Consider the following 5184-nt stretch of genomic DNA (forward strand, 5'->3'; position numbering starts at 1 on the left):
AATTGCCCGAGGCAAGCTCGCGCATCGCCTTGCACATCGCGATCATCGGACGCGAAATGCCGGTGCCGAGCAGGAAGGCGAGGACTGCGCCGAGCAGCGTGCCGCCGACGGCCAGCATCAGCACCAGTTGCTTGGTCTGCCCGATGGTCGCCTCCGATTCCGAATCGAGCCGCTGCTGTTCGGCGACGAGGTCCGCCTTCATGGCGGTCGCTCCTTGCAGGATCGCACCGGCCGAGCCGTTCATCTCGGTGACGAGATCATCGACCAGCTTGGCATTGGCGATCAGCTTTTCCAGCGCTTCACGATAGGCCCCGAGCAGCGCCTTGGCGTCCTTCAGGCCGGCGACGACCTTGTCGTCCATGGAATAGACCGCGCCGAGCGAGTTCTCGACGAATTTCAGCCGCGCCAGCGCGCTGGTGGCGATCGCCTGGTCAGACGTCAGCACGAAATTGGTCGCCGCCGCACTCGCAGTCTGGAACTGGGCGTTGACCTGCTTGGTGCCGAACTCGATCGCCTGTGCTTCCGAGTCGGAAGCGTTGTTGCCGATATCGTCGAGCTTGTATTTCAGGAGATTGGCATTGCGCATGAGCTGGTTCTGCACCAGCAGCGTACTGTCTCGCTTGGCCTGGAGCACCTTCGCGAAGGTCGCGGAGAAATGGGAAAACTCCTTTGAGAGCTTGCCGAGACTCTCCTGCCGGGCGGGATTCTTGGCACTCTTGACGGCCCGATCGATTGCGTTCTTCAGGCTGCCTTCGGCATCCAGGGCCGCCTTGGCGTCGTCTTCCTTGCCGGTGACGACGAAATATTTGGCCGCCGAACGATAGGCGAGCAGCTCACGGTCGATGTTGCGGGCGAGATCGGCGTCCGAAACGCTGCTGCGATAGGACTGGACCCCGGAGGCGACCCGCTCGAAGCCGAAATAGGAGAAGGCCATGCTGCCGGCGGAGATCACCAGCACTGCGGCAAAGCCGAGAATGATCTTTGCGCGGAACCTGAGGGTCGGAAACAGTGCACGCTTAGACGGCGACGCGATACGCCCGGACATTCCCACCCCCATTTGTATTCAGCCGCGATCCGGAGGCGCCCCGCCCCCAGCCGCGATGCGCAAAACTAGGGCAGAATCGATAAGGGGCGGTAAATTTGGCAGACCCGCGATGTTAGGGCTCATCGGCCAAAGGCCGATCTGGGTGATTTCTGGCATCCCAGGCTGGTCCAAGGGCTGGTCCGGTGCTCCGCGCGCTCAGCTTCCCGGCGGCCCCGCCCCGCAAATCATCGCGCGGCAGCTGGATCAATGACTTTTCAGTGACGCTGGCGACCAAAATCCTAGTTGCAAAGTTCCGGGTCGGTGGTCTCTAATTAGAAGCAATCAAAATCAAATCCCGGGAGGAGCACATCGTGTCTAAAGTCAACCTGACAGTGAACGGCAAAGCCGTTGCTGTCGACGTCGAGGACCGCACGCTGCTGGTCCAACTCCTGCGCGATCACCTCAATCTCACGGGGACCCATGTCGGCTGCGACACCAGCCAGTGCGGCGCCTGCGTCGTGCACATGGACGGCAAGGCCGTGAAATCGTGCACCATGCTGGCAGGTCAGGCCGATGGCGCCAGCATCACAACGATCGAGGGCATCGCCAAGGGCGACGAGCTGCACCCGATGCAGGCTGCCTTCCGCGATAATCACGGTCTCCAGTGCGGCTATTGCACGCCCGGCATGATCATGTCGGCGATCGACATCGTGCAACGCCATGGTGGCCAGCTCGACGAGACGACCGTCCGCCAAGAGCTCGAGGGCAATATCTGCCGCTGCACCGGCTACCACAACATCGTGAAAGCCGTGCTGGATGCGGCCGGACGCATGAAGGTCGCGCAGGCGGCCGAGTAGAGCGGCCGTCGCGAACAAGAAACCAATGCCGCTTTCGAGGGAAAGCGCGGGTCAACGAAATTCCGGTCGGGAGGACCAGACATGGGTGTTGAAGGCATCGGCGCACGCGTCGTGCGCAAGGAAGACAAGCGTTTCATTACCGGCAAGGGCCGCTACGTCGACGATATCAAGCTGACGGGCATGACCCATGCGCATTTCATCCGCAGCCCGCACGCGCATGCCAAGGTGAAGGGGATCGACTCCTCCGCCGCACTGAAGATGCCGGGCGTGGTCGCGGTGCTCACCGGCAAGCAGATCGTCGACGACAAGGTCGGCAACCTCATCTGCGGCTGGGCCATCACCTCGAAGGACGGCAGCCCGATGAAGATGGGCGCATGGCCGGCAATGGCGCCCGAGACGGTGCGCTTCGTCGGCCAGGCCGTCGCCGTCGTGATCGCCGAGAGCAAGAATCTCGCGCGCGACGCGGCGGAAGCCGTCGTCGTCGATTACGAGGAGCTTCCCGCGGTCGCCGACATGCAGGCCGCGATCAAGCCCGGCGCGCCCCAGCTTCACCCCGAAGCGCCCGGCAACCAGGTCTATGACTGGGTGATCGGCGACGAGGGCGCCACCGATGCCGCCTTCGCCAAGGCCGCCAATGTGGTGAAGCTCGACGTCACCAACAACCGCCTCGCTCCGAACGCGATGGAGCCGCGCGCGGCCATCGCCGACTACGACGCGGCGGAAGAGCACTTCACTCTATATACGACCTCGCAGAACCCGCACGTCGCCCGCCTCGTGCTGTCGGCGTTCTACAACATAGCGCCCGAGCACAAGCTGCGCGTGATCGCCCCCGACGTCGGCGGCGGCTTCGGCTCCAAGATCTTCATCTATCCCGAGGAGATGGTGGCGCTGTGGGCCTCGAAGAAGGTCGGCCGTCCCGTGAAATGGACCGGCGACCGCACCGAGGCCTTCCTGACCGACGCGCACGGCCGCGACCATATCACCCATGCCGAGATGGCGTTCGACGCCAACAACAAGATCATCGGCTTGAAGGTGAAGACCTACGCCAATTTCGGCGCCTACATGTCGCTGTTCTCGTCCTCGGTGCCGACCTACCTCTACGCGACGCTGCTGTCGGGCCAGTACAACATCCCGGCGATCCATGCCGAGGTGATCGGGGTCTACACCAACACCACGCCGGTCGACGCCTATCGCGGCGCGGGCCGCCCCGAGGCGAGCTATCTGATCGAGCGGCTGATGGAAACGGCGGCGCGGCAGCTCAAGGTCGATCCGGCTCAATTGCGCCGGGCCAATTTCATCACCCAGTTCCCGCACCAGACGCCGGTGATCATGGCCTACGACACCGGTGACTTCAACGCGTCGCTCGATGCCGCGATGAAGGCGATCGACTATGCCGGCTTCCCCGCACGCAAGGCCAAGGCGAAGGCCGACGGCAAGCTGCGCGGCATCGGCGTCTCCTGCTACATCGAGGCCTGCGGCATCGCGCCGTCGAAGGCGGTCGGCAGCCTGGGCGCCGGTGTCGGCCTGTGGGAATCGGCCGAGGTGCGCGTCAACCCGGTCGGCACCATCGAGATCCTCACGGGATCGCACAGCCACGGCCAGGGTCACGAGACCACGTTCTGCCAGCTCGTCGCGGAACGTCTGGGCATTCCGATCAGCCAGGTCTCGATCGTCCATGGCGACACCGACAAGGTGCAGTTCGGCATGGGCACCTACGGCTCGCGCTCCGCGGCCGTCGGTCTCACCGCGATCCTGAAGGCCATGGAGAAGATGGAATCCAAGGCCAAGAAGATCGCGGCGCATGCGCTGGAAGCGTCGGAAGCCGACATCGTCATCGAGAACGGCGAGTTCAAGGTGACCGGCACCGACAAGGCGATCGCCCTGCCGATGGTCGCGCTCGCGGCCTACACCGCGCACAACCTGCCTGACGGGATGGAGCCGGGCCTGAAAGAGAGCGCCTTCTATGACCCGACCAACTTCACCTTCCCGGCCGGCACGTACATCTGCGAGCTCGAGGTCGATCCCGGCACCGGCAAGACTTCCTTCGTCAACTTCGTCGCGGCCGACGATTTCGGCCGGCTGATCAATCCGATGATCGTGGAAGGCCAGGTTCACGGCGGCCTCGTGCAAGGCATCGGCCAGGCACTGCTCGAGCATGCGATCTACGATGCCAACGGCCAGCCGGTCACGGCCTCGTTCATGGATTACGCCATGCCGCGCGCCGACGATGTGCCGTCGTTCAACCTCTCCCACACCACGACGCTGTGTCCGGGCAATCCGCTCGGCATCAAGGGGTGCGGCGAGGCTGGTGCCATCGGCGCCTCCGCGGCCGTGATCAACGCGATCACGGACGCGATCGGCAAGAACAACCTGGAAATGCCCGCAACCCCTGACCGGGTGTGGCGCACGATCCACGCGGCTTAAGGGAGGACCGAAGATGTACCAGACAACCTATCATCGCGCCTCCACGGTCGACGAGGCCGTCAGCCTGTTCGGCAAGAGCAGCGAAGCGAAGTTCCTTGCCGGCGGCCAGACGCTGCTGCCGGTCATGAAGCAGCGGCTCGCCGCCCCCTCGGACGTGATCGACCTCGGCAAGATCAAGGAGCTGCAGGGGATCGAGCTGTCGGGCGACGTGCTGACCATCAAGGCCGGCACGATCTATTACGACATCATGCAGAGCGCCGACGTGAAGAAGGCGATCCCCGCGATCGCTCACCTGACCTCGGTGCTCGGCGATCCGGCGGTGCGCTATCGCGGCACGATCGGCGGCTCGATCGCCAACAACGATCCCGCTGCGGATTTCCCGGCGGCGCTGCTCGCACTCGGGGCCACCGTCAAGACCAACAAGCGGTCGATCGCGGCGGCCGACTTCTTCAAGGGCCTGTTCACGACGGCGCTCGAGGACGGCGAGATCATCACCGCGGTCTCGTTCCCCGTGCCGGAGAAGGCCGGATATGAGAAGATGCGGCATCCGGCTTCGCGCTTCGCGCTGACCGGTGTGTTCGTTGCCAGGACCAAGTCTGGGGAGATCCGGGTGGCCGCGACCGGCGCCTCGCAGAGCGGCGTGATGCGCGTGCCCGCCATCGAAGCCGCGCTGAAGAGCAACTGGTCGCCATCGGCGCTCGACAACATCACCATTCCAGCGAGCGGATTGCTGGCTGACATCCACGGCACGGCGGAGTACCGCGCCAATCTCGTCAAGGTGATGGCACAACGCGCGGTGGCCGCCGCCGGCTGACGGCGCACACGTTAGAGCGTTTTCGAGCGAAGTGGACGCCGGTTCGCGTCAAGAAAACGCGTCAA

The 5184-nt window shown here is 64.2% G+C and carries 4 protein-coding genes; 3 read left to right on the plus strand and 1 reads right to left on the minus strand.

Annotated elements, in window-relative coordinates:
- Window positions 1–1045: CHASE3 domain-containing protein (locus AX729_RS33970; protein ID WP_502686936.1), on the minus strand; the 1045-nt coding region annotated here is incomplete at its 3' end.
- A gap of 350 nt (window positions 1046–1395) precedes the next feature.
- Here AX729_RS33970 and AX729_RS33975 point away from each other — a divergent pair.
- From AX729_RS33975 to AX729_RS33985, 3 genes are all read left to right on the plus strand, one after another.
- Window positions 1396–1881, plus strand: a complete 486-nt coding sequence (locus AX729_RS33975; protein ID WP_061028621.1) for a (2Fe-2S)-binding protein — start codon at window positions 1396–1398, stop codon at window positions 1879–1881.
- Between the two features lie 81 nt (window positions 1882–1962).
- The gene (locus AX729_RS33980) at window positions 1963–4305 is read left to right on the plus strand and encodes a xanthine dehydrogenase family protein molybdopterin-binding subunit (protein WP_061028623.1); all 2343 of its coding nucleotides are present in this window, start codon (window positions 1963–1965) and stop codon (window positions 4303–4305) included.
- Window positions 4306–4318: 13 nt separating this feature from the next.
- A complete protein-coding gene (locus tag AX729_RS33985; RefSeq protein ID WP_061028626.1) occupies window positions 4319–5119 on the plus strand; it encodes an FAD binding domain-containing protein in 801 nt (266 codons plus the stop codon).
- Window positions 5120–5184 lie beyond the last annotated feature (65 nt).

Source organism: Bradyrhizobium sp. CCH5-F6 (genome assembly GCF_001556045.1).
GTDB lineage: Bacteria > Pseudomonadota > Alphaproteobacteria > Rhizobiales > Xanthobacteraceae > Bradyrhizobium.